At 71.7% G+C, this 26,077-nt stretch carries 21 protein-coding genes and 2 pseudogenes; 11 read left to right on the top strand and 12 right to left on the bottom strand.

Annotated features, from left to right (window positions below):
* The 6 genes and pseudogenes from AB0D27_RS38980 to AB0D27_RS38955 all read left to right on the top strand — a co-directional run.
* A pseudogene (locus AB0D27_RS38980) lies at positions 1 to 429 on the top strand (topoisomerase II); the annotation flags it as partial.
* Between the two features lie 307 nt (positions 430 to 736).
* A complete protein-coding gene (locus AB0D27_RS38975) occupies positions 737 to 2,581 on the top strand; it encodes an ABC transporter substrate-binding protein (protein ID WP_362518535.1) in 1,845 nt (614 codons plus the stop codon).
* Between the two features lie 53 nt (positions 2,582 to 2,634).
* Positions 2,635 to 3,702, top strand: a complete 1,068-nt coding sequence (locus tag AB0D27_RS38970; RefSeq protein WP_362518533.1) for an ABC transporter permease — start codon at positions 2,635 to 2,637, stop codon at positions 3,700 to 3,702.
* The gene (locus tag AB0D27_RS38965; protein ID WP_362518530.1) at positions 3,699 to 4,637 is read left to right on the top strand and encodes an ABC transporter permease; all 939 of its coding nucleotides are present in this window, start codon (positions 3,699 to 3,701) and stop codon (positions 4,635 to 4,637) included. The genes AB0D27_RS38970 and AB0D27_RS38965 overlap by 4 nt, the downstream gene beginning before the upstream one ends.
* On the top strand, positions 4,634 to 5,611 hold the full coding sequence (locus AB0D27_RS38960; RefSeq protein ID WP_362518528.1) for an ABC transporter ATP-binding protein: 978 nt from the start codon (positions 4,634 to 4,636) through the stop codon (positions 5,609 to 5,611). Before AB0D27_RS38965 ends, AB0D27_RS38960 begins: the two co-directional genes overlap by 4 nt.
* Positions 5,608 to 6,594, top strand: a complete 987-nt coding sequence (locus AB0D27_RS38955; protein WP_362518525.1) for an ABC transporter ATP-binding protein — start codon at positions 5,608 to 5,610, stop codon at positions 6,592 to 6,594. The genes AB0D27_RS38960 and AB0D27_RS38955 overlap by 4 nt, the downstream gene beginning before the upstream one ends.
* 59 nt (positions 6,595 to 6,653) lie before the next feature.
* Here AB0D27_RS38955 and AB0D27_RS38950 read toward each other — a convergent pair whose 3' ends face one another.
* The 9 genes from AB0D27_RS38950 to rimP all read right to left on the bottom strand — a co-directional run bounded on the left by AB0D27_RS38950 (position 6,654) and on the right by rimP (position 19,062).
* Positions 6,654 to 7,613: a bifunctional riboflavin kinase/FAD synthetase gene (locus AB0D27_RS38950; RefSeq protein ID WP_362518523.1), complete on the bottom strand. Its 960-nt coding sequence runs from the start codon at positions 7,611 to 7,613 to the stop codon at positions 6,654 to 6,656.
* A 129-nt stretch (positions 7,614 to 7,742) separates the two neighbouring features.
* Positions 7,743 to 11,474 (bottom strand): trypsin-like peptidase domain-containing protein, encoded by a 3,732-nt coding sequence (locus AB0D27_RS38945; RefSeq protein ID WP_362518538.1) that lies wholly within the window; start codon positions 11,472 to 11,474, stop codon positions 7,743 to 7,745.
* A gap of 440 nt (positions 11,475 to 11,914) precedes the next feature.
* Complete coding sequence (gene truB, locus AB0D27_RS38940) at positions 11,915 to 12,820, bottom strand: tRNA pseudouridine(55) synthase TruB (protein WP_362518521.1); 906 nt, start codon at positions 12,818 to 12,820, stop codon at positions 11,915 to 11,917.
* Positions 12,817 to 13,266 carry a 30S ribosome-binding factor RbfA gene (gene rbfA / locus AB0D27_RS38935; RefSeq protein WP_362518518.1) on the bottom strand — a complete coding sequence of 150 codons (450 nt, stop codon included), beginning with the start codon at positions 13,264 to 13,266 and terminating at the stop codon, positions 12,817 to 12,819. Before rbfA ends, truB begins: the two co-directional genes overlap by 4 nt.
* Before the next feature lie 33 nt (positions 13,267 to 13,299).
* The gene (locus AB0D27_RS38930) at positions 13,300 to 13,593 is read right to left on the bottom strand and encodes a DUF503 domain-containing protein (protein WP_362518516.1); all 294 of its coding nucleotides are present in this window, start codon (positions 13,591 to 13,593) and stop codon (positions 13,300 to 13,302) included.
* A gap of 261 nt (positions 13,594 to 13,854) precedes the next feature.
* Positions 13,855 to 17,016 (bottom strand): translation initiation factor IF-2, encoded by a 3,162-nt coding sequence (gene infB / locus AB0D27_RS38925; protein WP_362518513.1) that lies wholly within the window; start codon positions 17,014 to 17,016, stop codon positions 13,855 to 13,857.
* Between the two features lie 148 nt (positions 17,017 to 17,164).
* Complete coding sequence (locus AB0D27_RS38920; RefSeq protein WP_362518511.1) at positions 17,165 to 17,443, bottom strand: YlxR family protein; 279 nt, start codon at positions 17,441 to 17,443, stop codon at positions 17,165 to 17,167.
* Between the two features lie 90 nt (positions 17,444 to 17,533).
* The gene (nusA, locus tag AB0D27_RS38915) at positions 17,534 to 18,544 is read right to left on the bottom strand and encodes a transcription termination factor NusA (RefSeq protein WP_362518508.1); all 1,011 of its coding nucleotides are present in this window, start codon (positions 18,542 to 18,544) and stop codon (positions 17,534 to 17,536) included.
* A gap of 2 nt (positions 18,545 to 18,546) precedes the next feature.
* A complete protein-coding gene (gene rimP, locus AB0D27_RS38910; RefSeq protein ID WP_362518506.1) occupies positions 18,547 to 19,062 on the bottom strand; it encodes a ribosome maturation factor RimP in 516 nt (171 codons plus the stop codon).
* 218 nt (positions 19,063 to 19,280) lie between these two features.
* Between rimP and AB0D27_RS38905 the strand changes: the two genes are divergently transcribed.
* The 4 genes from AB0D27_RS38905 to AB0D27_RS38890 all read left to right on the top strand — a co-directional run bounded on the left by AB0D27_RS38905 (position 19,281) and on the right by AB0D27_RS38890 (position 22,321).
* Positions 19,281 to 19,832: a hypothetical protein gene (locus tag AB0D27_RS38905; protein ID WP_362518504.1), complete on the top strand. Its 552-nt coding sequence runs from the start codon at positions 19,281 to 19,283 to the stop codon at positions 19,830 to 19,832.
* Positions 19,829 to 20,302 carry a ferritin-like domain-containing protein gene (locus AB0D27_RS38900; RefSeq protein WP_362518502.1) on the top strand — a complete coding sequence of 158 codons (474 nt, stop codon included), beginning with the start codon at positions 19,829 to 19,831 and terminating at the stop codon, positions 20,300 to 20,302. Before AB0D27_RS38905 ends, AB0D27_RS38900 begins: the two co-directional genes overlap by 4 nt.
* 27 nt (positions 20,303 to 20,329) lie before the next feature.
* Positions 20,330 to 21,241 carry an aminoglycoside phosphotransferase family protein gene (locus tag AB0D27_RS38895; RefSeq protein ID WP_362518499.1) on the top strand — a complete coding sequence of 304 codons (912 nt, stop codon included), beginning with the start codon at positions 20,330 to 20,332 and terminating at the stop codon, positions 21,239 to 21,241.
* A 750-nt stretch (positions 21,242 to 21,991) separates the two neighbouring features.
* A complete protein-coding gene (locus tag AB0D27_RS38890) occupies positions 21,992 to 22,321 on the top strand; it encodes a hypothetical protein (protein ID WP_362518497.1) in 330 nt (109 codons plus the stop codon).
* Positions 22,322 to 22,539: 218 nt separating this feature from the next.
* Here the strand turns inward: AB0D27_RS38890 and AB0D27_RS38885 are convergent, their stop codons facing one another.
* From AB0D27_RS38885 to AB0D27_RS38875, 3 genes are all read right to left on the bottom strand, one after another.
* A complete protein-coding gene (locus AB0D27_RS38885) occupies positions 22,540 to 24,231 on the bottom strand; it encodes a proline--tRNA ligase (RefSeq protein WP_362518494.1) in 1,692 nt (563 codons plus the stop codon).
* Between the two features lie 72 nt (positions 24,232 to 24,303).
* Positions 24,304 to 24,873, bottom strand: coding sequence for a GNAT family N-acetyltransferase (locus tag AB0D27_RS38880; RefSeq protein WP_362518491.1), 570 nt, complete (start codon positions 24,871 to 24,873; stop codon positions 24,304 to 24,306).
* A 63-nt stretch (positions 24,874 to 24,936) separates the two neighbouring features.
* The gene (locus AB0D27_RS38875) at positions 24,937 to 25,785 is read right to left on the bottom strand and encodes a GNAT family N-acetyltransferase (RefSeq protein WP_362518488.1); all 849 of its coding nucleotides are present in this window, start codon (positions 25,783 to 25,785) and stop codon (positions 24,937 to 24,939) included.
* Between the two features lie 199 nt (positions 25,786 to 25,984).
* Here AB0D27_RS38875 and AB0D27_RS38870 point away from each other — a divergent pair.
* Positions 25,985 to 26,077: pseudogene (locus tag AB0D27_RS38870) on the top strand (TetR family transcriptional regulator); the annotation flags it as partial.

Raw genomic sequence — 26,077 nt, 5'->3', positions numbered from 1 at the left:
GCCGCGGGCGCCGAGGTCGATCTCGACATGATGCGGCCCAAGGTGCGGGAGGCGTACTTCAACCTCTCGGCGATGGTGGCCGAGGACATCGCACGGCACCAGCAGTCACACGGGCTGTGGACGAACGACGGCAACCCGCCGCCGGTGGCCGCCCCGCCGATGCCGGGTCAGTACGTTCCCGGACAGCCCGTTCCGGGTCAGGCCCCGCAGCAGTCGCAGCCCCAGCAGCCCGGACAGCCGTATCCCCAGCCCGGACAGCCCGCACATCCCTACCCGCAGCCGGGCCAGCCCTATCCGCAGCCCGGCCAGGCATACCCCCAGCAGCCCCAACATCCCCAGCCCGGCCAACCGTTCCAGCCGGGCCAGCCCTTCCAGCCGAATCACGGCCAGGGCCAGACCCCGCCCCCGCCCGCTCCCCCTCAGCAGTAACCCGATCGGCCCCTTCCGGGGGCCCATTCCCGCCAGGGCCCGCACCGTTCACGTACGGTGCGGGCTCTTCGCGTGTCCAGGGACGTTTCGAGCCGTCAGGCCGTCACCAGGGGGGCTTCACCGGTCTGAACCAATGAGCGAAAAATGCGCGTCAACTCGTTATTTCCGCAGGCCACATGGGGTTCATGTGCCGTTGACGCGCGGAGACCGCCGCTGATAGACACACACATCAACCCCGCCGGCGTCCCCCGATCAAGTCGTTCAACCAGCCATCTCTGTGCAAGCGATGACGCGAGGTCACCGACCCATGAACACACACGATCAGCACCACAGAGGGCGTCTGCGCCCCCGGCTCATCGCCGCCGCAGGCGCCGCCGCGCTCACCCTCACCGCCGGTCTCGCGACCCCGCTCAACCCGGCACCGCAGCAGGCCGAGGCCAAGGAGGGCAAGAAGGTCCTCACCGTCGCGGTCGCGCAGAGCGTCGACTCGCTGAGTCCGTTCCTCGCCAGTCGCCTGGTCAGTACGAGCGTTCACCGGCTCATGTACGAGTACCTGACCAACTACGACCCCGCGGACAACCACGCGGTCCCGGGCCTGGCCACCAAGTGGGAACCGTCCGCGGACAAGCTGACCTGGACCTACACGATCCGCTCCAACTCCAAGTGGTCGGACGGGCAGCAGGCGACCGCCGAGGACGCGGCGTGGACGTTCAACAAGATGATGACCGACGAGGGCGCGGCCACGGCCAACGGCAGCTTCGTCGCCAACTTCAGGAAGGTCACCGCCCCCAGCGCCACCAAGCTCGTCATCGAGCTGAAGAAGCCGCAGGCCACGATGGCCGCCCTCGATGTGCCGATCGTGCCCAAGCATGTGTGGGAGAAGGTCAAGGACTTCTCGAAGTTCAACAACGACAAGAGCTTCCCCATCGTCGGGAACGGGCCGTTCGTCCTCACCGACTACAAGGCAGACAGCTACGTACGCCTGAAGCCCAACAAGAGCTTCTGGCGCGGCGCGCCCAAGTTCGACGAGCTGGTCTTCAAGTACTACAAGGACGGTGACGCGGCCGTCGCGGCCCTGCGCAAGGGCGAGGTGTCGTTCGTCTCCGGTCTGACGCCGGCACAGTCGGCCGCGCTGAAGAGCGAGCCGAACGTCAAGGTCAACGACGCCCCCGGCCGCCGCTTCTACGCCCTGGCCACCAACCCCGGCGCCCAGGCCAAGAACGGGAAGCACTTCGGTGACGGCGCGGAGTCGCTGCTCAACCAGAAGGTCCGCCAGGCGCTGTTCATGGCGATCGACCGGGACACGCTCATCGACAAGGTGTTCCAGGGCCACGCCGTGAAGGGCGAGGGATACATCCCGCCGCGCTTCTCGACGTACTTCTGGAAGCCCTCGGCGAGCCAGGAGCTGTCGTACGACCCGGCGAAGGCGGCCCAACTCCTCGACCAGGCGGGCTACAAGAAGAACAGCGACGGCAAGCGCGTCGAGAAGAACGGCAAGCCGATCAACTACCGGATCCTGTGCCACGCCACCGACCCGAACGACAAGGCGGTCGGACAGTACCTGAAGGAGTGGTTCGGCAAGCTCGGGATCGATGTCACCCTCAACTGCCTGGACAACGTGACCGACCCGTGGCTGGCGGGCAAGTACGACCTCGCCTTCGACGGCTGGTCCGTCAACCCCGACCCCGACTTCGTCCTGTCGATCCACACCTGCGCGGCCCTGCCCGCCACCCCCAAGGACACCGGCGCCACCGACAACTTCATCTGCGACAAGAAGTACGACGACTTGTACGACCAGCAGCTCGCCGAGTACGACACCGCCAAGCGGACGGACCTCGTCAAGCAGATGGAGTCGCGGCTGTACGACACCGGGTACATGAACGTCATGGCGTACCCGAACGCGGTCGAGGCCTATCGCACCGACCAGATCAAGTCGATCGAGACGATGCCGAAGGCCGCGGGCAACATCTACGGCCAGGACGGCTACTGGAGCTGGTGGTCGGCGGTTCCGGCGGGCTCCTCCGGTGCGTCCTCCGACGGTTCGAGTTCGACGGGCGTCATCATCGGCATCGTCACGGGCGTTGTCGTCCTCGCGGGCGCCGGGTTGTTCTTCGCGATGCGGCGCCGCTCGACGGCCGAGGACCGTGAGTAGCGCCCACCCCGTTCCAAGGGCACTCCATGAACGTACGAGCGAATGAGTAGTTCATGACCGCTGAGGCAACACCCTCGCTGGTCGAGGTGACCGACGGTCCCGCCGAGGCGGGGCCGTCGGTCCGCGGGCCGAGGGCGCGTACCCGGACCGCGTATCTGCGATATGTGGCGGGCAAGTTGGGCGGCGCGGCCGTCTCCCTGCTCGCCGTTCTCGTCACCAGCTTCTTCCTCTTCCGTCTCATCCCCGGCGACCCGGTCAAGTACATGACCGGCGGCCGTCAGGTGTCCGCCGAGCAACTCGCCAACTACCGCAAGGAATTCGGGCTCGACCTGCCGATGTGGGAGCAGTTCACCGACTACTGCGGCAAGGCGCTGAGCGGCGATCTCGGCACCTCGTACCAGTTCCGCGCCCCCGTCATCGACAAGATCACCGAGGCGCTGCCGAACACCCTGCTGCTCACCGGCACGGCGTTCGTCCTCTACACCGCGCTCGGCATCTTCATCGGCACACGCTCCGCGTGGCGCAGCGGCGGGACGAGCGACCGGCTCAACACCGGTCTGGCGCTCACCCTTTATTCGATCCCCTCGTTCTGGCTGGGCCTGCTGCTCATCATCGTCTTCTCGGTGGGCATCGGCCCGATCCCCGGCCTCTTCCCGACGGGCGGCATGGAGTCGGGGGGCAAGGAGGGCTTCGCGTACGTCATCGACGTCGCTCACCATCTGATCCTGCCGGTGGTGACGCTGGTCGCGGTCGAGTACGGGCAGACGCTGCTCGTGACGCGCTCGGCGCTGCTCGACGAGATGGGCAGCGACTATCTGACGACGGCCAGGGCGAAAGGCCTGCGGGACGATCTCGTACGACGTCGGCATGCCGTGCCGAACGCGCTGCTGCCGACGGTCACGCTGATCTTCATCAACCTCGGCCGGACGGTCGCCGGCGTGATCCTGGTCGAGACCGTCTTCTCCTGGCCGGGGCTCGGCGGACTCTTCTACCAGGCGCTGAGCGTGCCCGATCTGCCGCTGGTGCAGGGGCTGTTCTTCGTCTTCGCGGCGGCGGTGATCGTGATGAACACGTTGGCCGATCTGATCTATCCGCTACTGGATCCACGGGTGGGCCGATGACAACCGAATCCACCGCAGCCGAGACGTCCGCGCCGGTGACCGCGAAGAGCCCGCGCGCGCTCGCCTGGCAGCGCCGCCGCCACTCCGCCGCCCGTTTCTGGAAGCAGTACCGCACCCACCGGGCCGGCGTCTTCGGGCTGGCCGCCCTCGCCCTGTTCGCGCTGATCGCGCTGACCGCTCCGCTGACCGTCGGCTCCGACGTGCAGAGCGTGACGAACGCGCCCGGCGATCCGATGGAGAGTCCGAGCTCCGCATTCCCGCTGGGGACGGACCAGTTCGGACGCAATCTGCTCGGGCTGGTGGTGTGGGGTGCCCGGGTCTCGCTGCTGGTCGGGCTGCTCGCGGCGGTGCTGTCGGTCGCGATCGGCGCGCTGATCGGGATCACGGCGGGACACTTCCGCGGCTGGTACGCGACCGTGATGATGCGGATCACGGACTGGTTCCTGGTCATGCCGACGCTGGTCCTCGCGATCGCGCTGGCGACCGTGATGTCCCGCTCGCTCGGCACGATCATCCTGGCGATCGGCGTCACGACCTGGCCGACGACGGCCCGGCTGGTGCGGGCGCAGACCCTCGCCGTGGAGTCGCGGCCGTACATCGAGCGGTCCAAGGCGCTCGGCGGCGGCCACTGGCACATCATGTCCCGCCATGTACTGCCCAATGTGATGCCGCTGGTCCTGGCGCAGACGACCCTGATCATCTCCTCCGCGATCCTCGCCGAGGCGACGCTCGCGTTCCTCGGCCTTGGCGATCCCACGGTGGTGTCCTGGGGCGGGCTCCTCCAGGACGCGCGGGAGGCGGGCGCGGTCAGTGCGGGCAAGTGGTGGTACCTGGTGCCGCCCGGTGTCGCGATCGCGGTGGTCGCGCTGGCGTTCACCCTGTGCGGGCGTGCGGTCGAGTCGGTCCTCAACCCCAAGCTGGGAGTGGCACGTTGACCTTGCTGGAGGTCAGGAACCTCGAAGTGACCTACGCGGGCGGGTCGGCCGCCGTACGCGGTGTGGACCTCTGTCTGGAGGCGGGCCAGAAGCTGGGCATCGCGGGCGAGTCCGGCTGCGGCAAGTCCACCCTGGCGCTGGCGCTGCTGCGGCTGCTGCCCGCGGGCACGCGCACGAGCGGGGAGATCCTGCTCGACGGCGAGGACGTGCTGGGCATGAAGTGGGGCCGGGTGCGGGCGGTGCGCTGGGCGGGTGCCTCGATCGTCTTCCAGGGCGCGATGCACTCGCTGAACCCCGTGCACCGCGTCGGCGACCAGATCGCCGAGCCGATCCTGCTGCACCGGAAGGCGACCCCGGCGGGCGCCAGGAAGAGGACCGGCGAGCTGCTCGAACAGGTCGGACTGCCCTCCGCCCGCGCGGAGGCGTACCCCCATGAACTCTCCGGCGGCCAGCGCCAACGCGTCATGATCGCGATGGCGTTGGCCTGTGATCCCCAGCTCGTCATCGCCGACGAACCGACCACGGCGCTCGACGTGATGATCCAGGCCCAGATCCTCCGGCTGATCGAACAGCTGGTCAGCGAGCAGGAGCTGGGCCTCATCATGATCAGCCACGATCTGGCGGTCCTGGCCGACACCTGTGACCGGCTCGCGGTGATGTACGCGGGCCGCGTCGTCGAGGAGGGACCCGCCCGGCAGGTCTACGAGGATGCTCAACACCCCTACGGCAAGGCCCTGTCGGCCGCTTTCCCGCGCATCGGCGACACGGCATCACGGTTCGCGCCGCGCGGCCTGCCGGGCGACCCGCCGGATCCGTCGGCACTGCCGTCCGGCTGTACGTTCCATCCCCGGTGTCCGGTGGCACTGGAGACCTGTGTGACGCAGGACCAGGCGCTGCGAGAGGCCGGCGCGGGCCGCTGGGCGGCGTGTGTGCACGCGGAGGCCCCGGTCCCTGACGCGAGGAGCACCGTATGACGACCCCACCTCTCCTCAGCGCCGAGGGACTGCACGTCACCTTCCCCGGCCGCCACGGCGCCGACCGGGCCCGCGCCGTCGACGGCGTCGACCTCGACATCCGGCCCGGCGAAATCGTCGCACTGGTGGGCGAGTCGGGCTGCGGCAAGACGACGCTGGCCCGCTCGCTCCTCGGCCTCGTCCCACCGACCGGCGGACGCGTCACGTTCGACGGGAAGCCGCTCGCCTACTCCTCACGCGCGCTGAAGGCGTACCGCAAGCGCGTCCAGCTGGTCCTGCAGGACCCGAGCGGCTCGCTCAACCCCCGGCACACGGTGTACGACGCGGTGGCCGAGGGCCTGCGTATCCACGGGTACGGCGGCGACGAGCGGGCGGCCGTCGCGCAGGCCCTCTCCCGGGCCGGACTGCGGCCTCCCGAGCGCTTCTTTCTGCGCTATCCGCACGAGCTGTCCGGCGGCCAGCGTCAGCGCGTGGTGATCGCCGGCGCGCTCGTCCTGGAGCCCGAGCTGATCGTCGCCGACGAGCCGGTGGCCTCGCTGGACGCGTCGGTACGCGGCGAGATCCTCGCCCTGCTGCTGCGCCTGCGCACCGAACTCGGCCTGTCCGCCCTGGTGGTGACCCACGACCTGGGCCTGGCCTGGAACATCGCCGACCGCGTCGCGGTGATGTACCTGGGCCGGATCGTCGAGACGGGCGAGGTCGAACAGGTCCTGACGGCGCCTCAACATCCGTACACCCAGGCTTTGTTGTCCGTCCTCCCGGAGGCACCGGGCGAACCTGTCGTGCTGACCGGCGAACCTCCGGATCCCTCGCGCATCCCTGCCGGCTGCCGCTTCCACGCCCGCTGCCAGATCCTGGCGAGCGGGGAGGCGGAGCGGGCGGGCGTGGCGGACGCCTGCCGGGGCCAGGACCTCGAGGTGCTCGGCGGGGGCGGCGGGAGGCAGGTGGCGTGCCACTGGGCGCGGGCGGCGGTCCCTCAGTGAACGTCGAGGGGGCGGCCGGTGCGTTCACGTGCACCGGCCGCCCCCATCGGCGTATCTGATTACTCGGAGTCGGCCTCGTACGCCTCGATCAGCTCCCGCGACCGTTTCACATCGTCCGCGATGGCCTCGAGGAGCGCCTCGATGGAGTCGAACTTGGCCTGGCCACGGACGAAGGCGAGGAAGTCGACGGCTACGTGCAGGCCGTACAGATCGAGGCCGACGCGGTCGATGGCGTACGCCTCGACCGTGCGCTCGGTGCCGTCGAACTGCGGGTTCGTGCCGACGGAGATCGCGGCGGGCATGGCCTCGCCCTCGACGTGCAGCCAGCCGGCGTAGACACCGTCCGCGGGGATGGCCGTGTGCGGGAGCGTCTCCACGTTGGCCGTCGGGAAGCCGAGTTCACGGCCGCGCTGGGCGCCGCGGACGACGACGCCCTCGACTCGGTGCGGACGTCCGAGAATCTCGCGCGCGCCCTCGACATCGCCCTCGGCGACGAGCCGCCGGGTCAGGGTCGAGGAGAAGGGCTGGCCGCCCCCGGCCGCACCGCTCACATACAGGTCCACGACCTCGACCTCGAAGTCGTACGTCTCTCCCTGCTCGCGCAGGAAGTCGACGTTGCCCGCGGCCTTGTGGCCGAAGCGGAAGTTGGGGCCCTCGACGACGGCCCTGGCGTGCAGCTTGTCGACCAGCACCTTCACCACGAAGTCGGCGGGTGACAGCTTCGAGAACTCGGTGGTGAAGGGGACGATGAGCAGCGCGTCCACGCCCAGCTCGGCCATCAGCTCGGCGCGGCGGTGGTGCGGGGCGAGCAGCGGGGGATGGCTGCCGGGGCGCACGACCTCGCTGGGGTGCGGGTCGAAGGTGACCACGACGGAGGGCACGCCGAGCTCACGGGCGCGGTCCACGGCGTGCCGGATGATCAGCTGGTGCCCGCGGTGCACCCCGTCGTAGGAACCGATGGTGACGACGCTGCGCCCCCAGTCCTCGGGGATGTCCTCCAAGCCACGCCAGCGCTGCACTGTGACCGCTCCTTGTCGAACCCGTGTCCGTGATTGCCTCATTCGCAGCTCTAAGGGTGCCATGCCGCGTGCGCTCGGCTTGCATCGGCATCGAGCTGTGACGCATCGCGCAATGCCGAGGGGCCCGGGTCAGGCGGGGACCCGCAGCCCGGCCAGGTTCTCGATCATGCGGCGGGTGCTCGGGCCGACCACCCCGGCCCACTCGCCGGGAGCGCCGGTGAGCCAGCGGGCCACCAGGGCGGCGAAGCCCGGGACGCGGCGGGCCAGGTCGACGAGGCCCCGGTCGAAGCCGGTGGCCCCGGCCGGGGTGCGGACCAGGAGGAGTCCCGCGCGGTGCACCAGCTCGCGGGTGAACGCCTCGGCCCTGCGGTCCGCGCCGTCCGCGGCGGCCCTCAGGAGGGTGTCCAGGACGGCCGGATCCCGCTCGTGCGCGAGCAGCAGATCCAGCAGCTCGCGGCGCAGCGGTCCCGACGCGCGGCTGTCCGGCGCCGCGAGGACCTCCGCGAGCGCCGCCCGCACCGGCCAGGGGCAGCCGTCCAGCAGGCCGCTGACCAGCGGGAAGAGCTGTGTGCGCGCGGCGGGCCCATGGGCGAGGCGCCGGTCCACGTACGCGGCCACGTGCGCGGCGGCCTCGGGGCGCAGCTCCACGGCTTCCCTCACCAACGCCGCGATCTGGCGGGCGAGGGCGGGCGTGGTGACGTCGGCGAGCGTGCGCAGTAGCTCGCCGGTGTCGGGGCCGGGCTGCCGCAGCCTGGCCCGGAACGCGGCGAGCACCGGCTCCGGGTGGGAGGTGAGCGCGGCGACCAGTGCGCTCGGGGGCAGCCGCGAGTCGCCGGCCGTGAAGCGCTCCAGGGCCTGCGGCAGATACCGGGCGCGCGTGAGCGGATCCCGTACGAGGAGACCGAGCGCGCCGCCGTGCAGGGTGCAGTCGGCGGGGCGGGCCAGCAGGGCGAGCGCCGCGTAGCGCAGCAGCTCGCGGTCGGCCCCGGTCCGCACGAACGGCGCGGCCCGCACCCCGTAGGCGACCGCCGCCACCCGCCGGGCCGGCCGCTCGTCGTGCGCCCAGCGGTCCACCGCCCGGCACACCGCCGACGGTTCCTCCTCGGCGAGCACGCCGAGCAGCTCGTCGCCCCGCCGGTGCGCACTGTCCACCAGCGCCTCGGCCAGGTCGTCCAGGGCCCGCCGCCGATGGGCGTACAGCAGGGCCTGCGCGGCCGTCGCCACGGTCGCGTGCGGCGTCGCGGGAAGCGGGCGCTCGTCGTGGAACCACCGGGTGAGGTGGGGTTGTACGGCGGCGGGGCGGGCGCAGAGCAGGCGCGCCACGGCGTCCAGGTAGCGGGGGGCCGTGGACTCTCCGGTAGGGGCGGTGGCGGCGGGCGCTTCCGGTGTACGAGGTTCGGGGACCCGGGGCATACCGGCGCCGCCCGGTTCCGCCGCACGTGGTGCCTCGTCCGCGACGACCAGCTGCCGCAGCAGGCCGAACCGCTCCCCCTCCGGCAGGGCCACCGCCTCCCAGAACGCCGGCCCGAACTCCCCCGGTACACCCCTGCCTTGGCTCCGCCACCGCACGATCCGCTCGGCGAGCAGTCGCAGCACCCCGACGTAAGGCGTCGCGTCGGGCACGCGGAGCAGGACGTCGGCACAGAGATGGGTGGCCCACCAGGCGGGGTCATCGAGCGGGCCGGGCGTCTGGGGAAGCAGGTCGTCCGCGGCATGCAGCAGATCCGTCAGGCGCAGGGCCAGCTCTGCGGTGCCCTGTTGACGGGCCAGCAGGCGCAGGGTCTCGACGACGGGGCCGATGCGGTGCCGGGGCACGGGGAGGGGGTGGGAGGAGGGAGCGGAGAAATCGGGCGAGGCCGGGGACGCCGGCCGGGCGCGTCGGGTTCGCCGCCGGCGCGGGCCGGCTGCTTCCACGGGGCCGCTCGCTCCCGGGGTCGACGGCATCGGGGAGCCCAGCGCCGCAGTCGCGCGCGGGGCCCCGGTCGCCTCGAAGGCCGGGTCCGCCTCCCGCGCCGACGGGCCCGGCCCGGACGCCCAACGGTCCCGCGGGTCCGCTGCGGCGCGCCTCCGGTGGACCAGGGCATGCAGGGCCGCGTCCAGATCCAGATGGGTGCCCTGGATCCAGTCGGCGAGTTCCTCGTGGGCGAAGCGGTAGCCGTTGCCGGCCGGGACGAGGAGGCCCTCGGTGAGCACGGCGGAGGCCCAGCCGGTGATGCCGGCGAGGTGGCCTCCCGGCGCGGGACCCCACGGGAAGACGGCTTCGAAGGACTCGCGGTCCAGTTCGCCCTGCCCCGGGCCCAGACAGCGCCGCGCGGCCTCGTGCACCTGTCCGGAGACCCGGGCGGCGAGCCGCCGTACGGCGGTGCCCCGCAGCCCGTTCGCCGCGGCGAGCCGGACCGCGACGCGCAGGCACATGAGGTCGAGGTAGGCGGCGAACACGTCGTCCCGGTCGAGCTGCCCGGCGGGCGCGTCCGGCAGTGCGGCCCGCACCTCGCAGAGCAACCGCAGCACCAGCGGATGCCGCGCGTCGGCAGCCGCGAGCGCGCCCTCGGGGATCCCGGCGCGCGACCGGGCCCGCCGGGCCTCCGCCTCGGTGAGCTCCCCCAGCCACACGCACGGCGGAATCGACCCGGCCTCGGCCCCGTGCAGCGACTCCCGCGGAAACTCCACCCCGGCCTGCTCCCAGAACTCGGCCCGGCAGCCGATGACCAGCCGCGCCCTGGTCTGCCGCAGCCACCCGGCCGTCCCCTCGGTCCATTCGGGCAGCCGGTGGGCGAGGCCGGGCGGCATCTCCTCGGGGCCGTCGAGAAGGAGCAGCAGCGGCCGGCCCGCGTCCCGCGCCAGCCGGGCCAGCCGCTCCGGCCCGATGTCGCCCAGTTCACCGTCGTACCCGGCGGGAGGCAGCACACTCGGCGCCGCGGTGAGCCCCGAGTGGTCCTCGGAGGTCTCCCCCGACGCCGCCACGATCCGTCCCGCCCGCTCCAGTGCCCGCGTCGCCGCGTCCGCCACCGAGGTGTCCGTGGCGAGGAGGTCGGCGCCGCGCAGCCACAGGGTGGGGGCCGGTTCGGCGCCCCGAGTGCGGCGGGCGGCGAGCGCCGCCAGTTCCGTCGTACGACCGCTGCCGGGCGGGCCGACGAGACCGAGGACGGTGGTCGGGCCGGTCTCGAAGGCCTCGAACTCCCTTACGGCTTCAGCTCGTTCGACGGGGTCGGGGCCCGCGCCCCCGGATCGCACCGAGGTCGCCGCTCCCGGGCCGTCCGATCCCACCGAGGTCGCGGTGAGTTCCACTACCCCCGCCAGATTCAGATCGGCCCCGTACGCGGGTACCGTCTCGGCGTTGCGGGCCAGCAGCGCGGCGAGCGGCCCCGGCACCCCTCGCAGCGGGACGGCGAACCCGGCAGCGCCGTGGGGGGCGTGCAGGGCGGTGCCGAGGACGGCCACCACCGCGCCGGTCACGGCGTCGATGACCGGTCCCCCGGCCGCCCCTCCGCCCAGCCGGAGCGCGTCCGCACCCGCCGTGCCGATCGCCAACTCCAGGGCGTCGCCCAGGAGATGGAAGCGGTCGGTCGCCGTGTACGTCACGGCGGAGGTGCCGAGCACGCGCGCCTCACGCCAGCCGCCCGCGGCGATCCGGACATACGTGCCGGTCGCGACACGATCCCGCACGGTGACGGGGAGCGGGTCCAGGCCGAGACCTTCGGTACGTACGAGAGCCAGATCGGCGTCGGGCAGGAGTGTGACGGCGTCGACGCTCACCACGCAGGTGCGGTCGCCGGGGGCGTGCAGGACGAGGCGGGCCAGGCCGTCGACGGCTTCGTGGCTGGTGATCACCGTGCCGTGGTGGTCGACGGCGAAACCCATGCCGCGCGGACGCCCCGCCAGGTCGCGGACGCATACCAGCGCGCCGCCGCCCGGAGCGGCGTTGCCGTCATCGAAGCCTTCCCGGCCGCCGCGGAAGCCGCCGCCGGTGGCCTCGTCCCGCGGCTCACGGGTAGCGTTCGCCGCCACTCGGCCCCCGGTCCGCGGGCCTCGTCCCGCCATGCTCGAACCTCCCCGCCGCGCTTGTGCTTCTGACGGTAGGCGCGAGGTGATCAGCTGGACAGATCGCGTGGCGAACGCGCCCCCTTCCGCTCCCTCGGTTCACTCCGAGCGCCTGCTCGATGGGGTGAATAGGAGAGGGCGGATGGATACACCCTTGGGTGGGGGAACCGAGGGGGGACTGTGGAGCGGCGGGCACGAGACCCCGTGATCGCCGCTCCACGGGCGGCAAAAGCGCACGGCCGGTCCGCCCGGGGAGAACGTCAGCCGAACACGGCCAGGCTCTTCGCCTTGCCCTTCTGCTCCTCCACCAGCGCCAGGAACCGGCCCTCGGGATCGAAGACCGCCACGGCGCCCTTGTCCGCGTACACCTCGGGCATCTCCAGACGTACGCCGTTCAGGAGCAGTCGGGCCCGCTTGGCGTCCACGTCCCAGCGCGGGAACGCGGCCGCGGCGGCCTCCGCGATGGGCATCACGGCCAGCTCCTTCTGGTGCTGGCCGAGGGTGCGCGCGGAGTCGATCTTGTATGGGCCGACGCGGGTGCGGCGCAGGGCGGTGAGGTGACCGCCGACGCCCAGGTCCGCGCCGAGGTCGCGGGCGAGCGCCCGGATGTAGGTGCCGGACGAGCAGACCACCGAGACGACCAGGTCGAGCACCGGTGTGCCGTCCTCGGCGACGGCGTCACGGATGTCGTACACCGCGAACGACGAGACGGTCACCGGGCGGGCCGGGATCTCGAAGTCCTCGCCCTCGCGGGCCCGCTTGTACGAGCGCACGCCGTCGATCTTGATGGCGCTGACCTTGGACGGCACCTGCATGATGGCGCCGGTCAGCTTGGCGATCCCGACGTCGATGGCGTCGCGCTTGACGGCGGAGGCGTCGGTGGACGAGGTGATGTCGCCCTCGGCGTCGTCCGTCAGCGTGTTCTGGCCGAGCCGGATCGTGCCCAGGTACTCCTTCTCGGTGAGCGCGAGGTGCCCGAGGAGCTTGGTCGCCTTCTCGACACCGAGGACGAGCACGCCCGTCGCCATGGGGTCGAGGGTGCCGGCGTGTCCGACGCGGCGGGTCCTGGCGATCCCGCGCATCTTGGCGACCACGTCGTGCGAAGTGAAGCCCGACGGCTTGTCGACAATGACAAGCCCGTCGGGCGTCTGGTGCTTCTGGGTCATTCGGTGGCGTCGTCCTCGTCGTCCTCGCCCGGCTTCTTGTACGGGTCCGCGTCACCGGCGAAGGTCGCACCGGCCGAGACCTCGCGCACCTTCTCGTCGGAGGCCCGTGCCTTGTCGAGCAGGTCGTCGATGGTCTTGGCGGTGTCCGGCAGAGCGTCCGCGACGAAGGTCAGCGTCGGCGTGAACTTCACGCCCGCCGCCGCGCCGACCGCTGAGCGGAGCACGCCCTTGGCGCTCTCCAGGCCCGCGGCGGCCGCCGCGCGCTCCTCGTCGTCCCCGTACACCGTGTAGAAGACGGTCGCCTCCCGGAGGTCCCCGGTGACCCGGGTGTCCGTGATGGTGACATGCGAACCGAGCCGCGGGTCCTTGATCCCGCGCAGCAGCTTCTGGGCCACCACCTCTCGGATGAGGTCCGCCAGCCTCTTAGCCCGCGCGTTGTCGGCCACTGGTCCGTCTCCTTCTTCGCCTTGCTTGTTTCGTCAGTCTTCGTCTGTGTGGAGTCTGCGCCGTACCGACAGCAGCTCCACCTCCGGTCGTGCCGCGACGAGCCGCTCGCACCGGTCCAGGACGTCGGTGAGGTGCACGGTGTCTCCGGAGACCACCGCGAGGCCGATCTCGACCCTGCGGTGAAGATCCTGGTTGCCTGTCTCCGCGACGCTCACCGCGTACTTCCGCTGAAGTTCGGCGACGATCGGCCGGACGAGAGAGCGTTTCTCCTTGAGCGAGCGAACGTCGCCGAGGAGCAGATCGAAGGACAGCGTCCCCACGTACATATAGGTATCCGGATATCCCGCCGGTACGGGGTAGATGGCCCAGCCAAATGCTTGGCGGGGACATCAGAACGGTACAACGAACGCCGGGCTCGCTCGACGGAGTTTCCACGCCCCGTAAGGGGCGCGGGGCTGTGACAATTTACGGCTCCGCCGCGTGGACGCCGACAAGCCCCCACCGGCCCGCGGTCAAAGGATCCCGGGGGGCAGACGGCAAGCTGGCCGGTGGGGAACATGTCCCCGCCGGCCAGCTTGAACAACCGCTTACGACCGCGGCTTCTCGCGCATCTCGTACGTCGCGATGACGTCGTCGACCTTGATGTCGTTGAAGTTTCCGAGGTTGATACCACCCTCGAAGCCTTCGCGGATCTCGGTGACGTCGTCCTTGAAGCGACGCAGCCCGGAGATGTTGAGGCTCTCCGCGATGACCTTGCCGTCGCGGATGAGGCGCGCCTTGGTGTTGCGCTTGACCTCGCCCGAGCGGACCAGGACACCGGCGATGTTGCCCAGCTTGGACGACTTGAAGACCTCGCGGATCTCCGCCGTGCCGAGCTCGACCTCCTCGTACTCCGGCTTGAGCATGCCCTTGAGGGCCGCCTCGATCTCCTCGATGGCCTGGTAGATCACCGAGTAGTACCGGACGTCGACGCCCTCGCGCTCCGCCATCTGCGCCGCTCGGCCCGCGGCGCGGACGTTGAAGCCGATGACGATGGCGTCGGAGCCGGTCGCCAGGTTGATGTCCGACTCGGTGACCGCACCCACACCGCGGTGCAGGACGCGGATGTCGACCTCTTCGCCGACGTCGAGCTGGAGCAGCGAGGACTCGAGAGCCTCCACCGAACCGGACGCGTCGCCCTTGATGATGAGGTTGAGTTCCTGCACCAGACCGGCCTTGAGGGCCTCGTCCAGGTTCTCCAGGGAGAACCGGACACCCCGGCGGGCGAAGTTGGCGTTGCGCTCGCGCGCCGCGCGCTTCTCGGCGATCTGACGTGCCGTGCGGTCCTCGTCGACAACCAGGAAGTTGTCGCCGGCGCCCGGGACGTTGGTGAGACCGAGGACGAGGACCGGGGTCGAGGGACCCGCCTCTTCCACGTTCTCGCCCTTGTCGTCGAGCATCGCGCGGACACGGCCGTACGCGTCGCCGACCACCATGGTGTCGCCGACCCGCAGGGTGCCTCGCTGGACCAGGACGGTCGCGACGGCGCCGCGACCACGGTCGAGGTGGGACTCGATCGCGATGCCCTGCGCGTCCTGCTCCGGGTTGGCCCGCAGGTCGAGCGAGGCGTCCGCGGTCAGGACCACGGCCTCGAGCAGCTGGTCGATGTTCAGACCCTGCTTGGCGGAGATGTCGACGAACATGGTGTCGCCGCCGTACTCCTCGGCCACCAGACCGAACTCGGTGAGCTGACCGCGCACCTTCGTCGGGTCCGCGCCCTCGACGTCGATCTTGTTGACCGCGACCACGATCGGCACGTCGGCCGCCTTGGCGTGGTTCAGCGCCTCGATCGTCTGGGGCATCACACCGTCGTTGGCCGCCACCACGAGGATCGCGATGTCGGTCGACTTCGCACCACGGGCACGCATGGCGGTGAACGCCTCGTGACCCGGGGTGTCGATGAAGGTGATCCTGCGCTCTTCCTCGTTGACCTCGGTCGTGACCTGGTACGCACCGATGTGCTGCGTGATACCGCCGGCCTCGCCCGCGACGACGTTCGTCTTGCGGATGGTGTCGAGCAGTCGGGTCTTACCGTGGTCGACGTGACCCATGACGGTCACGACCGGCGGACGCGCGACGAGGAACTCCTCGCCACCCTCGTCCTCGCCGAACTCGATGTCGAAGGACTCGAGCAGCTCGCGGTCCTCCTCCTCGGGGCTGACGATCTCGAGGACGAAGTTCATCTCGTCCGCGAGGAGCTTCAGCGTCTCGTCGGAGACGGACTGCGTGGCAGTGACCATCTCGCCGAGGTTCATCATCACGCCGACGAGCGACGCCGGGTTGGCGCCGATCTTCTCGGCGAAGTCGGTGAGGGACGCACCGCGCGACAGACGGACGGACTGTCCGTTGCCACGAGGCAGCATCACGCCGCCGACCGACGGGGCCTGCATGGCCTCGTACTCCTGGCGCCTCTGCCGCTTCGACTTGCGACCACGACGCGCGGGACCGCCGGGACGACCGAAGGCGCCCTGTGTGCCACCACGGCCACCGGGACCACCCGGACGACCGCCGAAGCCGGGACGGCCACCGCCGCCACCGCCGGGACCACCCGGACGGCCGGCGAAACCGCCGCCACCGCCACCGGGGCCACCGGGACGACCCGCGAAGCCGCCACCGCCGCCGCCACCGGGACGACCGGCGAAGCCGCCGCCGCCCGGACGACCGCCGCCGCCGCCACCGGGTCCACCACCGGGACGACCGCCGCCGCCACCAGGACCGCGGCCACCAGGGCCACCGCCGCCGGGACGCGGGCCCGCAGCGGGACGCTGCGGCATCATGCCGGGGTTCGGACGGTTACCACCGGGGCCGCCGCCGGGACGCGGAGCGCCGCCGGGACCACCCTGAGGACGAGGCATACCGCCGGGAGTGGGACGGGCACCGCCCGGACCGCCCTGGGGACGCGGAGCGCCACCGGGACCACCCTGGGGACGGGGACCACGGTCCCGGTCCGCGCCCTGCGGGCGCGGGCCGCCGGGGGCGCCTGCGCCACCGTGTCCGCCGGGGCCGGGACGTGCACCGCCCGGACGGGGCGCCTGCGGGCGCGCCATGCCGGTGGAGCCACCAGAGGTGAAGGGGTTGTTGCCCGGACGCGGGCCGGCCGGACGAGCGCCGGGACGCGAGGCCTGGCCGCCGGGACGCGGAGCGCCCTGACGGTCGCCGCGCTCGGGACGGTCGCCGCGGCCCTGACCACCCTGGCCGGGACCGGCCGGACGGGCACCACCGGGCTTCGGGGCACCGGGACGCGCACCCGGACGTGCTGCACCGGCACCAGCACCAGCGGCGGGAGCCGCGGGGGCCGACGGGGGCGCGGTGAACTCGGGAGCGGCCGGAGCCGGAGCCGCCGGAGCGGGCTTCGGAGCGGGCTTGGGACCCGGGGTGGGACGCGGGCCCGGAGCGGCCGGCGTGACCGGGGCCTCGGCGGGCTTCTCGGCCGCAGCCGGCTTCGGGGCCGGCGGGCGCGGGGCAGCCGGACGGGCGGCCTGCGCGGGAGAGGGAGCTGCCGGCCTGGCCGGGGCAGCCTTGCGAGCGGATGCGGGCTTGCCGCCTCCGTTGCCCTGCTGGAGGGCGTCAGTCAGTTTGCGTACTACGGGCGCCTCGATCGTCGAGGACGCCGAACGGACGAATTCACCGAGCTCTTGGAGCTTGGCCATGACGACCTTGCTCTCCACGCCGAACTCCTTGGCGAGTTCGTATACCCGGACCTTAGCCACTTCGCTCCTTTTAGGTCCGGGTTTGCGTCCGGACCGTCGCTACTTCATGGGCGTACTCATCGCGTGCTCATCGAGTGCTCATCGCAATCTCGACCTACTTCCAACTCGCGGGGTACCAGGGCCGCACGGGGGTTCCGTACGACGCTTCTTACGGTGTTGCCTGCTCGACGTAGAGGCGCAACGCCGCGGTGTCGAGCGGTCCCGGGGCGCGCAGCGCCCGTGGGAACGCCCGGCGGCGGACCGCCAGGTCGAAACAGACCAGGGCGGGGTGCACATACGCACCCCGGCCGGGCAGCGTACCGCGATGATCGGGGACGCATTCGCCCTCGACCGCCACGATCCGCAGCAAGTCCTTCTTGGCCGCTCGCTCCCGGCACCCCACACAGGTGCGCTCAGGGCATGCGCGGGCTCGCGTCCGGCCAGACACTCTTAAGTCTACCTCCCCGTACCGACCTCACCCCTTTGGGGCAAGAATCGAACGGACGTTGTCGTGATCTCAGCCACCTGCGGCTCAGATCTATTCCCCGGACTGTTCCCCGCGCTGCTCGGCAGGCTGCTCGATGTCCGGACGGATGTCGATCCGCCAGCCCGTGAGGCGGGCGGCGAGCCGGGCGTTCTGGCCTTCCTTGCCGATCGCCAGTGACAGCTGGTAGTCGGGGACCGTCACGCGCGCGGAGCGGGCCGCGAGGTCGACGACCTCGACCTTGGAGACGCGGGCCGGGGACAGCGCGTTCGCCACCATCTCGGCCGGGTCGTCCGACCAGTCGACGATGTCGATCTTCTCGCCGTTCAGTTCCGCCATCACATTGCGCACCCGTCCGCCCATGGGGCCGATGCAGGCACCCTTGGCGTTCAGGCCGCTGCGGGTGGAACGCACGGCGATCTTCGTACGGTGACCGGCCTCGCGGGCGATCGCGGCGATCTCGACGGACCCGTCGGCGATCTCCGGCACCTCGAGCGCGAAGAGCTTCTTCACCAGGCTGGGGTGGGTGCGCGACAGGGTCACGGACGGGCCGCGGACGCCCTTCGCCACCCGGACGACGTACGAACGCAGCCGCAGGCCGTGTTCGTAGTTCTCGCCGGGGACCTGCTCCTGCACCGGCAGGATGGCCTCGAGCTTGCCGATGTCGACGAGCACGTTCTTCGGGTCGCGGCCCTGCTGGACCACACCGGTGACGATGTCGCCCTCGCGGCCGGCGTACTCACCCAGGGTCGCGTCGTCCTGGGCGTCCCGCAGGCGCTGCAGGATGACCTGCTTGGCGGTGGTCGCGGCGATGCGGCCGAACCCGCTCGGGGTGTCGTCGAACTCGCGCGCCTCCTGCCCCTCCTCCAGGTCCTCGGGGTCCTCCTTCGCCCACACCGTCACGTGGCCGGTTTCCCGGTTGAGCTCCACGCGCGCGTGGCGGCGGCTTCCGTCGGTGCGGTGGTAGGCGATGAGGAGGGCCGACTCGATCGCCTCGACCAACAGGCTGAAGGAGATCTCCTTCTCCCGTACCAAGCCCCGCAGGGCACTCATGTCGATGTCCACGGCTACGCCTCCTCTGCGTTCTCTTCGGTCTCTTCGTTCTTGTTCTTGCGGTTGAACTCGACCTGGACACGCGCCTTGGCGATGTCCCCGAAGGCGAGCCGCTTCGCGGTGGGCTTGCGCCCCTTCACGCCGGGCACCTCGACGTCGATGCCGTCGTCGTCCACGGTCAGGATTCTGGCGATCAGCTCACCGTCTTCCGCCAGCTGAAACCTCACCAGGCGGTCGGTGGCGCGCACGTAGTGACGGTGCTCCTTGAGCTCACGCTCGGCACCGGGGGTTCCGACCTCGAGGGTGTACTCGCCCTCGCCCATCGCGTCCGTCTCGTCGAGCTTCGCCGAGAGCGCGCGGCTCACATCGGCGATCTGGTCCAGGTCGGCACCGGTGTCCGAGTCGACGACCACGCGCAGCACGCGCTTGCGTCCGACCGAGTCCACCTCGATCTCCTCGAGATCGAGTCCCTGAGAGCTGACGAGCGGTTCCAGCAGTTCTCGCAGCCTCTCGCTCTGGGTGGTGCTCATCCGGGTGACTCCTCGGCCGCGTGTGCTGTTGTGGGTAGGTCGTGTGTCAGGTCAAAGGGTATCCGGTCGCCGGGGGTGTTGCCGTCCACCTGAGCGGGGGTCCGGGGGCGGGGACGCCGAGGAGGGGTGCCGCTGGACAGTGATCGGGAGGGTCGCGGGTACCGTGATCACGGGCGTGCCGCCCTCCCTTTCGTACGAGCCCTCCGAGGACGTCTGTCGTGCCGTTCACCCTGCCGTCGCGCACCCCGTCGGGTCCGCGCCGAAGGAGCCTGCTCGCGTCCGCCGCGAGCGCCTTCGTACTCGCGGGCTGTTCCGCCCCCGAGCCGTCCACCGACACGACGGGCGGCAGCCTCTCGGCCGCGGACCGGGCACGCGCGCGTGCGGCCCGCGACAGCGAGACGCTGGCCGGCCGGTACGCCGTCGTGATCGACGCGCACCCGGCGCTGGCGGAGGCGCTGCGCCCGCTGCGCGCGGAGGTCGTCCGGCACGCGGAAGCGTTCGGGGCTGCCGGAAGCCGATCGTCGGCGTCTGCCACACCTGCCGCCTCGCCCTCCGCCTCACCCTCCGTCTCGCCCTCCGCCAGCGCCTCCCTCGCTGTGTCGGACCGCCCGAAGGACGCGCTCCGCGATCTCGCCGCGGCCGAGCGTGCCCTCGCGGACGAGCGGACGAAGGCCTTGCTGGATGTTCCGGGAGAGCTGGCCAGGCTGCTGGCCTCGGTGGCGGCGGCCGGAGCGGCGCACGCGTACGTGTTGAGAGAGTGGGCGAAGTGAGCGGGACGAAGAGGGCCGGGGAAGCCGAGCTGACGGCGCTGCAGGCCGCACTGGCCGCCGAGCATGCCGCCGTCTATGGGTACGGCGTCGTCGGCGGCAAGATCGGCGCGGGCCGGCGCGACGAGGCGCGGACGGCGTACGACGCCCACCGGGCACGGCGGGACGAGTGGGCGCGGGCCGTGCGGGACCTGGGCGGCAAGCCCGAGGCCGCGTCGGCGGCGTACGCGCTGCCGTTCGCGGTGCGGGACCCGGCCACCGCTGTGCGGCTCGCGGCCGAGCTGGAGGACCGGGTGGCCGGGGTGTACTCCGACCTCGTGCGCGCCGCCACCGGCGACCTGCGGAGCACGGCGGCCGAGGCGCTGCGGGAGTCGGCGGTGCGGGCGGTGCGCTGGAGCGGCGAGAGCGTAGCCTTCCCTGGTCTCGCCGAGCGGGCGGCCGGCCCGTCCGCGGCGGCGCCCTCAAAGACGTAACGCGACCTGGAAGGGAACCACTCGCGCATGGCTTTCGAACCGCCGCAGCGCCTCGTGCGGGCTCTGGAAGAGACCCGGCAGGGCGGCGCCGACGGGACCGGTGAATGGCTCGACAAGCTGCCCGAGCTGGCCCAACAGGCCGTGGTTCTACGCGAGTTGACCGTGGAGCGGGTGCAGGCGCCGGGCGGGCGCAGCAGCCTGGTGGTGCTGGTGCGGCAGATCGACGGAACGCCCGCCGTGCTGAAGCTGGCGCCCGAGCGGGCCCGTCCGGAGAGTGAGCGGGCCGCGCTCGCCCACTGGGACGGACGGGGCGCGGTCCGGCTCCTCAATCCCGGCGACACCCACGGCGTACTGCTGCTGGAGCGGTTGCACCCGGACATGTCCGTGCGGTCACTGCCCGAGGCGAAGGCCCTGCTGGAGGCGGCCGGAACACTGCGCCGGCTGTGGGTCGAGCCGCCCGCCGCCCATCTCTTCGAGAGCGTCGCCGAGCGGACCGGGCGACAGGCCGAGGCGATGCGGGCGGCGGCTGATGCGGACACCGACGTCGCGGACCTGGTGGACGCGGCCCTGGCGGCCCGCGAGGAGCTGCTCGCCGCGCCGCCCGAGGAGCGGCTGCTGCACGGCACCTTCCGGCAGAGCAAGGTGCTCGCCGGTGAGCGCGTGCCCTGGCTGGCCGTGGGCCCCGACCCGGTGGTCGGCGAGTGCGCCTTCGATCTGGCCCGGCTGGTCCGCGACCGGGTGGAGGACCTGATCGCGTCCCCTTCCGGGTCGTCGATCACCCGGCGGCGGGTGAAGCGGCTCGCCGAGTCCTTGGACGTCGACCAGGAACGGCTGCGCGGCTGGACCCTGTTCCGGGCGGTCGAGTCGGGTGTCCGGGCCCGGCGGGTCGGGCGACCGCGGGACGCGGAGCTGCTGCTGGAGTTCGCGGGCTGGCTCTAACTCCCCTGCGTGGTGGTGAGTTCGAGGGCCATGACCGGGCAGTCGGCCGCGGCTCTGCGAGCGCCTTTCAGGGTCGTGCGGGGCAACGGGCGCCGGTCGGAGCAAGGGGTAGCCCCACTCGTCGAGCGTGATGTGCTCGGGGAGGAGTTCGGCGCCGCACAGAGCGTGGCCCTGGCAGCGGTCCAGTCGACGTCGAGACGCGGATCGGGGTCGGATTCCATGTCAGCTCCGATTGCCGGGGACGGGTGGCGAAGGGGGTGCGGTCGGTCGCCGTGCAGTGGCCCGCGGCGTGGGCGTCGAGTTCGGAGGCGAAGGTCGTGAGCGCGCGGCGGACCAGGCGGACCGACCCGTCGGTGTGGTGGCAGGCGCCGCGGCCCTCGACGAGTCCGGCCCAGCGGGCGACGTTCTCGCGGGTGGCGCCGTGCGGACCGGGGCAGCCAGGGTCTGGAAGGCGGCGGCGATCCGGGGCAGGCCGTTGAGGCACGGGCCGCACTGGCCCGCCGGTTCGAGGGCCAGGCAGCGCAGCACACGTGCCGTTTTCGGCGAAGCCGCAGCGGTCGGTGGGCAGCGCGGCCAGCACGCCCGCTCCGAGGTCGGCGGTGCCGAGTGTGCGGATGGCGGCCTCGGCCGCCGGGACCCAAGTGCCGTGGTAGCCGCCGACCCGCCTCGCGGCCCGGCGTGTGCGCCGAGGGCGCGCCAGTCGGCGGCGGCCGTGGAACGGGAAACGGTGCTCATCACGACGCCCCCGAAGTGGAGTCGGCGGAGCCGCCGCTGCCTGAGGACGCGGGGTTGTCGGACGGCGGCTGGAGGGTCGAGTCCGAGGAGGACGACGAGTCCGAGGGGGACGACGAGTCCGAGGGGGACGACGAGTCCGAGGGGGACGACGAGTCCGAGGGGGACGACGAGTTCGAGGAGCTGTCCGAGGACGTGGACGGACTCGACGAGGAATCCGTACCGCTGCTCGAACCAGTGTCCCTGCTCGCGCTCGACGAACTCGTGCCGCTCGACGCCGTCGTGTCCGCGTCCGCCTGCATCGAACCGGCGAGGGCGAAGACCCCGGCCGCCGCCGTGCCAGCGTGACCGCCGCGGCCGCCGTACGCCGTGTCCCTCGGCGGGCTGCCGCGGCGGCCCCCCGCTCGCCGCCTGTCACGGCTGCTCCCCTCCCGAATGACGCTCTGTCACGTCCTACGGTCGGGGAGCAGCGAGCAGCCTGAGAGGTCTGTGAGGCGCCCATACGCCTCTCAAGAAGTCTCTGAGAGGGGTCTCTTCAATTACTCGATCATGCCGTGATCACCCGATCACGCCGTCAGGCGGGCGATCGCCTCGTCCACCGTCAGCTCCTCGCGCTCGCCGGTGCGGCGGTCCTTCAGTTCCAGGACGCCCTCGGCGGAGCGGCGGCCTGCGACCAGGATCTGCGGTACGCCGATGAGTTCGGCGTCGGTGAACTTCACGCCCGGGGAGACGCCGGCGCGGTCGTCGACCAGGACGCGTACGCCCACGGCGCCCAGCTTCTCGGACACGTCGAGAGCCAGCTCGGTCTGCAGGGCCTTGCCCGCGGCGACCACGTGGACGTCGGCGGGAGCGATCTCCTTGGGCCAGCACAGGCCCTGCTCGTCCGCCGACTGCTCGGCCAGCGCCGCGACCGCGCGGGAGACGCCGATGCCGTAGGAGCCCATGGTCACGCGGACCGGCTTGCCCTGCTGGCCGAGGACGTCGAGCTGGAAGGTGTCGGCGTACTTGCGGCCGAGCTGGAAGATGTGGCCGATCTCGATGGCACGGTCCAGCTTGAGGCCGGTGCCGCAGTTCGGGCACGGGTCGCCCTCCTGCACGACGACCACGTCCAGGTAGTCGTCGACCTCGAAGTCACGGCCGGCCACCACATTGCGGGCGTGCGTGTTGATCTTGTTGGCGCCCGTGATCCAGGCCGTGCCCGGCGCCACGCGCGGGTCGGCGATGTAGCGGACCTTCTCCAGGCCCTGCGGGCCCACGTAGCCGCGTACGAGGTCGCCGCGGCCCTCGAAGTCCTCGGCCGTGACGAGTTCCACGACGGCCGGGGCGAGGTGCTCGCCGAGCTTGCCGAGGTCGACCTCACGGTCGCCGGGGACGCCGACGGCGACGATCTCGCCGTCGATCTTGACCAGGAGGTTCTTGAGGGTCGCGGAGGCCGGAACGCCGAGGTGCTCGGCAAGCGTCTCGATGGTCGGGGTGTCGGGGGTGTCCAGCTCCTCGACCGGGCCGTGCTCCGCGTCCACGGGCGTCAACGTGAAGGTGACGGCCTCCGTATTGGCGGCGTAGTCGCAGGCCGGGCAGTCCACGAAGGTGTCCTCACCGGCGGCGGCGGGGGCCAGGAACTCCTCCGAGGCCGAGCCGCCCATCGCGCCCGAGACGGCCGACACGATGCGGTAGTCGAGGCCGAGGCGCTGGAAGATCTTCTGGTACGCGGCGCGGTGCAGCGCGTACGACTGAGCGAGGCCCTCGTCCGTCGTGTCGAAGGAGTACGAGTCCTTCATCTGGAACTCACGGCCGCGCAGCACGCCGGAGCGCGGACGGGCCTCGTCGCGGTACTTGGTCTGGATCTGATAGAGCATGACCGGCAGGTCCTTGTACGAGGCGACCTGGTCCTTCACCACCAGGGTGAAGATCTCCTCGTGGGTCGGGCCGAGCAGATACTCGCCGCCCTTGCGGTCCTTGAGGCGGAAGAGCAGGTCGCCGTACTCCTCCCAGCGGGCGGAGGCCTCGTACGGCTCCTTGGGGAGCAGCGCGGGCAGCAGGACTTCCTGGGCGCCGATCGCGTCCATCTCCTCGCGCACCACGCGGGAGATGTTGTCGAGGACCTTCTTGCCCAGCGGCAGCCAGGTCCAGATGCCCGCGGAGTTGCGGCGCACATAGCCGGCGCGGACGAGCAGCTTGTGGCTGAGCGTCTCGGCGTCCGCCGGGTCGTCACGCAGTGTCTTGACCATCAAACGGGACATGCGCTGGACCTGGGCCATGATTCTCGACTCCTGCTGCTCAAGGGTGATGGCTAGGAGGTTAGCCGGGCGGTCCATCCCGGTGGAAATCGGTTAGCGCCTGCGGAGCGGGAGGGGCGCGCCCATGACGGCGTAAGGCTTGGGCGCGCTGGGGAAGAGGACCTGGCGTGCCAGGTCCTCGTAGCCCAGGGAGTGGTACAGGCCGCGGGCGGGGCTGTCGGTGTCGATCGCGGAGAGGATGGAGCGGGGCTCGGCGGCGGTGTCGGTGATGCCGGTGATCAGGGCGCGGCCGATACCGCGGTTCTGGTAGCGCGGGTGCACGTGCAGCTCGGTGATCACGAAGGAGTGGTCGAGCCAGCCTTCGTGGCCTTGGGCCCGCAGATACGGCTCGACGACGGTGGACCACCAGTGCGTACGGTCGTTGGGCATGCCGTAGACGAAGCCGACGAGCCTGCCGTCGACGGTGGTGGCGCCGAGCGCACGGGCTCCCGGATAGGCGAGGTGGCGCAGCACGATCTGGCGGCGTACGGCGATCTCGTCGGCGCCGAGCCCGAAGGCGAGAGCCTGCACGGCGAGCGCCTCGTCGACGTGCGCGGCGAGATCCAGCGGGCCGATGACCGCGTCGTCGGGGGTGCGGGGGCCCTGACCGGGAAAGCGCAGCATGTCGGCGAGACTACCCGGCGAACAGTGGGGCGTGTGAGGTGCCGTGGAGCCCGTCCGGGAACGTCAGAACAGGACACTCATGAACGCGCCGATCTCCTGGAAGCCCACGCGGCGATACGTCGCCCGGGCAGCCGTGTTGAAGTCGTTGACGTACAGGCTGACGACCGGGGCGACATCGGCGAGCGCGTAGCGCATGACGGCCGCCATGCCGGGGGCGGCGAGGCCGTGGCCGCGGTATTCGGGGGCGACCCAGACGCCCTGGATCTGGCAGGCCTGGCCCGTCGCGGCGCCGATCTCCGCCTTGAAGACGACCCTGCCGCTGCGGTCGAGGCGGGCGAACGACCGCCCGGAGCCCACGAGTTCGGCCACCCGTGCCTGGTAGAGCAGCCCGCCGTCCCCGGCGAGCGGCGAGACGCCGACCTCCTCGGTGAACATCGCCACGCACGCCGGCATGATCGCCTCGATCTCGTCCTTGCGGATGCGGCGGACGTACGGATCCGGGGTGATGTCGGAGGGGAGCCGGTCGGTGACCATCAGCGGCTGGTGGGCGCGGACCTCGCGGGCGGGGCCCCAGCTCGGTTCGAGCAGCCGCCACAGCTGGGCGGTGGACTCGGCGGGGCCTACGACCGAGGAGCAGCGGCGGCCCGCCCGGCGTGCCCGGTCGGCGAAGCCGCGTACGGCTCGCGGGGTGGCGCAGATGGGGACCAGGTTGGCGCCCGCGTAGCAGAGGGACCGCAGCATGCCGTCCTCGTACCAGCCCCACATTTCGCCGCCGAGGCGCCAGGGGTCGAGGCCCGCGATCTGCACCCGGGATGCCACGAAGGCGTTCGCGACCGGCTCGCGGTCGAGGACGGCGAGCGCGGCGTCCAGGTCACTCGGTTCGAGGACCCGGGTGGTGGTCTGCGTCAACACGTGCGGGGGCCTCACCCTGGGATCTGCTGATCTCCGCACTGTACCCGGCGGGGTTGAGGCGCGTCGCCCGTTGGTTCGGGCCAGGGCAGCGCTCCGGTTCAGCTGCCGGCTGGGCCGGGCAGCGCGGGAGTTCAGCTGTCGGCCGGGCTCGGCGGCGCGGAGGGTTCAGCTGTCGGCCGGGCCCGGCGGCGGGGGCAGCTGTCTGGCCGACATGACGGCGTTCCTGAGCGCCGGGACCGACGCGGACGACCCGGTGCGGCGGGTCTGCGACGCCGCGCGGCTCGTCCTGCGC

The sequence above is a fragment of the Streptomyces sp. NPDC048415 genome (assembly GCF_040651675.1).
Classification (GTDB): Bacteria; Actinomycetota; Actinomycetes; order Streptomycetales; family Streptomycetaceae; genus Streptomyces.
Note: the sequence above shows the minus strand (reverse complement) of the source record. Positions and strands in the feature narration are given on the sequence as shown.

What these genes read in the sequence shown, in the direction of transcription:
- AB0D27_RS38975 (WP_362518535.1), top strand. Translation starts at nt 737, where the DNA reads ATGAACACACACGATCAGCACCACAGAGGGCGTCTGCGCCCCCGGCTC.
- AB0D27_RS38970 (WP_362518533.1), top strand. Translation starts at nt 2,635, where the DNA reads ATGACCGCTGAGGCAACACCCTCGCTGGTCGAGGTGACCGACGGTCCC.
- AB0D27_RS38965 (WP_362518530.1), top strand. Translation starts at nt 3,699, where the DNA reads ATGACAACCGAATCCACCGCAGCCGAGACGTCCGCGCCGGTGACCGCG.
- AB0D27_RS38955 (WP_362518525.1), top strand. Translation starts at nt 5,608, where the DNA reads ATGACGACCCCACCTCTCCTCAGCGCCGAGGGACTGCACGTCACCTTC.
- AB0D27_RS38945 (WP_362518538.1), bottom strand. Translation starts at nt 11,474, where the DNA reads ATGGGTTTCGCCGTCGACCACCACGGCACGGTGATCACCAGCCACGAA.
- truB (WP_362518521.1), bottom strand. Translation starts at nt 12,820, where the DNA reads ATGACCCAGAAGCACCAGACGCCCGACGGGCTTGTCATTGTCGACAAG.
- AB0D27_RS38930 (WP_362518516.1), bottom strand. Translation starts at nt 13,593, where the DNA reads ATGTACGTGGGGACGCTGTCCTTCGATCTGCTCCTCGGCGACGTTCGC.
- rimP (WP_362518506.1), bottom strand. Translation starts at nt 19,062, where the DNA reads ATGAGCACCACCCAGAGCGAGAGGCTGCGAGAACTGCTGGAACCGCTC.
- AB0D27_RS38895 (WP_362518499.1), top strand. Translation starts at nt 20,330, where the DNA reads ATGGCTTTCGAACCGCCGCAGCGCCTCGTGCGGGCTCTGGAAGAGACC.
- AB0D27_RS38885 (WP_362518494.1), bottom strand. Translation starts at nt 24,231, where the DNA reads ATGGCCCAGGTCCAGCGCATGTCCCGTTTGATGGTCAAGACACTGCGT.
- AB0D27_RS38880 (WP_362518491.1), bottom strand. Translation starts at nt 24,873, where the DNA reads ATGCTGCGCTTTCCCGGTCAGGGCCCCCGCACCCCCGACGACGCGGTC.